Source organism: Streptomyces sp. 13-12-16 (genome assembly GCF_002114215.1).
Classification (GTDB): domain Bacteria; phylum Actinomycetota; class Actinomycetes; order Streptomycetales; family Streptomycetaceae; genus Streptomyces.
In genome coordinates, this window is the sequence record NZ_NCTE01000090.1 from 1 (window position 1) to 3686 (window position 3686).

General features: G+C 71.9%; 5 protein-coding genes and 1 pseudogene. 1 reads left to right on the plus strand and 5 read right to left on the minus strand.

The features are described from left to right. The 5 genes and pseudogenes from B7767_RS47760 to B7767_RS04410 all read right to left on the minus strand — a co-directional run. Positions 1-157: pseudogene (locus tag B7767_RS47760) on the minus strand (3-carboxy-cis,cis-muconate cycloisomerase); the annotation flags it as partial. Further along, positions 154-759, minus strand: coding sequence for a protocatechuate 3,4-dioxygenase subunit alpha (gene pcaG, locus B7767_RS04395; RefSeq protein WP_085570957.1), 606 nt, complete (start codon positions 757-759; stop codon positions 154-156). The pseudogene B7767_RS47760 and the gene pcaG, both read right to left, overlap by 4 nt. Positions 760-765: 6 nt before the next feature. Continuing rightward, positions 766-1545 (minus strand): protocatechuate 3,4-dioxygenase subunit beta, encoded by a 780-nt coding sequence (gene pcaH, locus B7767_RS04400; RefSeq protein ID WP_085570958.1) that lies wholly within the window; start codon positions 1543-1545, stop codon positions 766-768. Continuing rightward, positions 1542-2186, minus strand: coding sequence for a CoA transferase subunit B (locus B7767_RS04405; RefSeq protein WP_085570959.1), 645 nt, complete (start codon positions 2184-2186; stop codon positions 1542-1544). Before B7767_RS04405 ends, pcaH begins: the two co-directional genes overlap by 4 nt. Beyond that, on the minus strand, positions 2186-2941 hold the full coding sequence (locus B7767_RS04410) for a CoA transferase subunit A (protein ID WP_085570960.1): 756 nt from the start codon (positions 2939-2941) through the stop codon (positions 2186-2188). The genes B7767_RS04405 and B7767_RS04410 overlap by 1 nt, the downstream gene beginning before the upstream one ends. Positions 2942-3082: 141 nt before the next feature. On the opposite strand from B7767_RS04410, the gene B7767_RS04415 reads away from it, so the two are divergent. Beyond that, positions 3083-3547: a MarR family winged helix-turn-helix transcriptional regulator gene (locus B7767_RS04415; protein WP_085570961.1), complete on the plus strand. Its 465-nt coding sequence runs from the start codon at positions 3083-3085 to the stop codon at positions 3545-3547. Positions 3548-3686 lie beyond the last annotated feature (139 nt).

Here is a 3686-nt window from a genome sequence, read left to right on the forward strand (position 1 = left end):
GGGCGGGGGCGAGCCCCAGTGCGGCCTGGGCGCGGGTCAGCGCGGCCTCCGCGTCGAGCAGCGCCCGCAGGAACGCCGCGTCCGCCGTCTCGGCGGCGGCCGGGGAACCGGCCCACCCGGGGGCGAGCAGACCGGTGTCGGAATCGGCTGATGTCACTGGAACTCCAGGAAGACCGTCTCGCCCTCGCCCTGAAGGCGGATGTCGAAACGGTACGTGCCGGCGCCCTCCTCGTCCGCGACCAGCGTGTCGCGGCGCCCGGTGTCGAGCCGGGACAGCAGCGGGTCCGCCGCCAGCGCCGCCTCGTCGCCCGGCAGGTAGATCCGGGTGAACAGGTGCACCAGCAGGCCCCGCGCGAACACGCACACACTGAGGTACGGCGCGTTCCCCCCGCGTGCTCCGGGGCGCAGCGTACGGGCGTACCAGTGGCCGTTCGCGTCGGTCTGGATCCGTCCGAAGCCGGTGAACTCCACGCCGTTGCGGCCGAGGAAGCCGCCGCTCGCCGGGTCCCGGCGCATCGAACCGTCCGCCGTCGGCATGTTCCCCCCGGGGTCCGGCCCCCACAGCTCCAGCAGTGCGTCCGGCAGCGGCCGGCCCTCGCCGTCGTACACGTACCCGTGCACGGTGACGGTGTCCGGATGCCCGGCGGGCGCGATGTCCTCACCGCCGGGGAAGGGCAGCGCGTGGCCGTAGAAGGGGCCGACCGTGTGCGACGGGGTGGGCAGCACGGTCTCCGGACGAGTGGTGTCGATCTTCGTCATGGTGGGTCAGCGCCCCTCTTCCATCCAGGCGGCCCGCGGTCCGTCGAGCACGATGTCCCAGTGGTAGCCCATCGAGAACTCCGGCACCGACAGGTCGTGGTCGTACGTCGCGATCAGCCGCTGCCGCGCGGCGTCGTCGGTCACCGACTGGATGATCGGGTCGTACGGGAAGAGCGGATCGCCGGGGAAGTACATCTGCGTCACCAGCCGCTGGGTGAACGCCGAGCCGAAGACGGAGAAGTGGATGTGGGCGGGCCGCCAGGCGTTGAGGTGCTGGCGCCACGGGTAGGGGCCCGGCTGGACGGTGGTGAAGTGGTAGCGGCCCTCGTCGTCGCTGAGGGTGCGGCCCACGCCGGTGAAGTTCGGGTCCAGCGGGGCGTCGTGCTGCTCGCGCTGGTGGGCGTACCGGCCGGCCGAGTTGGCCTGCCAGATCTCCACGAGCTGGCCGCGTACCGGCCGCCCGTCGCGGTCCAGCAGCCGGCCGGAGACGGTGATGCGCTCGCCGACGGGCTCGCCGGTGTGCTGCCGGGTGAGGTCGTTGTCGATCTCGGTGATGTCCCGCTCCCCGAACGCGGGGGAGTACAGCTCCACCAGCTCGGGGTCCTTGGTGACGTCGATGGCGACCGGGGGCTGCTTCGGGTGGCGCAGCACCGAGGAGCGGTACGGCGCGTAGTCGCGGCGCGGGTGGTGCTCGACGGGCGCGCCGCCGGCGACCCGCTTCTCGTACGCGGCGTGCTCGGCCGCGATCTCGGCGTCGATGTCGGCTTGGGTGAGTCCGTGGGTCACGACAGCCCCTCCGCGAGGGTGAGTTCGGCTCCGGTCTTGGCGGTGATCTCCCGGGCGGTCACGCCGGGAGCGGTTTCGACGAGGACGAGTCCGTCGTCGGTGACGTCGAGGACGCCGAGGTCGGTGATGATCCGGTCCACGCACTCCTTGCCGGTCAGCGGCAGCGAGCACTCCGTCACGATCTTCGGCGAGCCGTCCTTCGCGGTGTGGGTCGTCACCACGATCACCGTGCGGGCGCCGTGCACCAGGTCCATCGCGCCGCCGATGCCGGTGACGAGCTTGCCGGGTATCGCCCAGTTGGCCAGGTCACCGCGTCCGGACACCTGCATGGCGCCGAGGACGGCGACGTCGATGTGCCCGCCGCGGATCATCGAGAACGACAGCGCCGAGTCGAAGAAGGAGGCGCCCGGAAGGACCGTGACGGTCTCCTTCCCGGCGTTGATCAGATCCGGGTCGACGGCGTCCTCGGCGGGGTACGGGCCGGTGCCCAGGATGCCGTTCTCGCTCTCCAGCACCACCTCGACACCCGGCGGGAGGTGATTGGGGATGAGCGTGGGCAGGCCGATGCCGAGGTTGACGTACTGGCCGTCGCTCAGCTCCCGGGCCGCCCGCGCGGCCATCTCTTCCCGTGTCCAGGCCATCAGCCGCTCACCGTCCGCCGCTCGATCTTCTTGTCCGCCGCCTGCTCGGGCGTGAGGGCGACCACCCGCTGCACGAAGACGCCCGGCAGGTGCACCGCGTCCGGGTCGAGGGCGCCGGGCTCGACCAGCTCCTCCACCTCCGCGACCGTCACCCGGCCCGCCATCGCGGCCAGGGGGTTGAAGTTGCGGGCGGACTTGTTGAACACGAGGTTGCCGTGCCGGTCGCCCTTCGCCGCCCGCACCAGCGCGAAGTCGGTGCGGATGCCGCGCTCCAGCACGTACTGGGCGCCGTCGAACTCCCGGACCTCCTTCGCGGGCGAGGCGAGCGCCACCCCGCCGGAGCCGTCGTAGCGCCAGGGCAGCCCGCCCTCGGCGACCTGCGTGCCCACCCCGGCCGGGGTGTAGAACGCCGGGATGCCGGCGCCCCCGGCGCGCAGCCTCTCGGCGAGCGTGCCCTGCGGGATCAGCTCCACCTCCAGCTCACCGGCCAGGTACTGCCGGGCGAACTCCTTGTTCGCGCCGATGTAGGAACCGGTCACCCGGGCGATCCGGCCCGCCGCCAGCAGCACCGCGAGCCCGGACTCCATCGCCCCGCAGTTGTTCGAGACGACCGACAGCCCGTCGACCCCCCGCTCGTACAGCGCCTGGATCAGTACGTCCGGCACGCCGCTGAGGCCGAAGCCGCCCACCGCCAGTGACGCGCCGTCCGGCACGTCAGCCACCGCCTCCGCAGCCGAGGCGACCACCTTGTCCATCCGAGGAACCCCATCCCTTCCAGGCGACCCGAGACCATTTAGTCAGCGCACTGAGTATTTACACGAGGTAGCTTTTCTGTCCAGTACTCTTCTGCTGCTCACTGAAAATCAGTGCACCGATGAAACGACCGGGGAGCACACATGGCCGCCGTGGACCTCACCACCCATCCCGGGCACCTCGCCCGGCGGCTCCAGCAGGCGCACCACCTGCTGTGGAACACGATGGTCTCCGAGGAGATCACCTCGCCGCAGTTCGCGGTCCTCAACGCGCTCGTCGCCGAGCCGGGCCTGGACCAGCGCACCGTGGGGGAGCGGGTCGGCCTCGACCGGTCCACCATCGCCGAGGTGATCGGCCGGCTCATCCGGCGCGGACTGCTGGACAAGGTCCGCGATCCGCAGGACGGCCGCCGCTTCCTGCTGCGCCTCACCGACGACGGCGTACGCACCCACCGCAGGCTGACGGTGCGCACCGCGCGGATGAACCAGGTCCTCCTGGCCCCGCTCGACGCCGGTGAGCAGGCGCTCTTCATCGACCTGATCCGGCGGGTGGCCGACGCGGCCGAAGGGCTGCGCGACCCGGCCCCCACCCCGGCCGTACCGCGCTGAGGCTCAGGGCGTCCTCCCGTACACCTCCCGGACCTGGCCGCACGCGAAGTCCACCGCCTCGCCGGAGCCGGTGCCGAACGAGGTGCCTTCCTCGCCCGTCATCACGCGGCCTTTTCGGCGTCGTGCACCCCGCCACCGG

What these genes read in the sequence shown, in the direction of transcription:
- pcaG (WP_085570957.1), bottom strand. Translation starts at nt 759, where the DNA reads ATGACGAAGATCGACACCACTCGTCCGGAGACCGTGCTGCCCACCCCG.
- B7767_RS04410 (WP_085570960.1), bottom strand. Translation starts at nt 2,941, where the DNA reads ATGGACAAGGTGGTCGCCTCGGCTGCGGAGGCGGTGGCTGACGTGCCG.
- B7767_RS04415 (WP_085570961.1), top strand. Translation starts at nt 3,083, where the DNA reads ATGGCCGCCGTGGACCTCACCACCCATCCCGGGCACCTCGCCCGGCGG.
- B7767_RS04405 (WP_085570959.1), bottom strand. Translation starts at nt 2,186, where the DNA reads ATGGCCTGGACACGGGAAGAGATGGCCGCGCGGGCGGCCCGGGAGCTG.